Consider the following 286-nt stretch of genomic DNA (forward strand, 5'->3'; position numbering starts at 1 on the left):
TGCGTGGATAGCCGCCCATAAGGACGAGTACCCCGAGTCCCTCGGCCAGTACGGGAAGTGACGTCGTGAAGACATCCAGATACCGCGGCCACGTGCTCGCCACGATCACCGACCGCGACCTCTACTACGGCGGCATCGGCGAGAGCTACCAAGTAGGCCAGGTGCTCATATTCGCCGCCGGCACCAAGCCGAAACCGGGTAGCGAGATGGCATGCGCCGACAACATGGCCGCCGCCACGGAGTACCTCGACGGCGGGGGATCCCCCGCCGCGATACCGGAACCCCC

General features: G+C 66.1%; 1 protein-coding gene. It reads left to right on the forward strand.

The genetic code is table 11. The annotated features are described in order from the left end of the window. Positions 1–65 precede the first annotated feature (65 nt). Positions 66–286, forward strand: a 221-nt coding sequence (locus PZE06_RS29285) for a hypothetical protein (protein WP_275792588.1), incomplete at its 3' end; no start/stop codon positions are given.

This window comes from Robertmurraya sp. DFI.2.37 (assembly GCF_029211245.1).
Classification (GTDB): domain Bacteria; phylum Bacillota; class Bacilli; order Bacillales; family Cytobacillaceae; genus Robertmurraya; species Robertmurraya methanolica_A.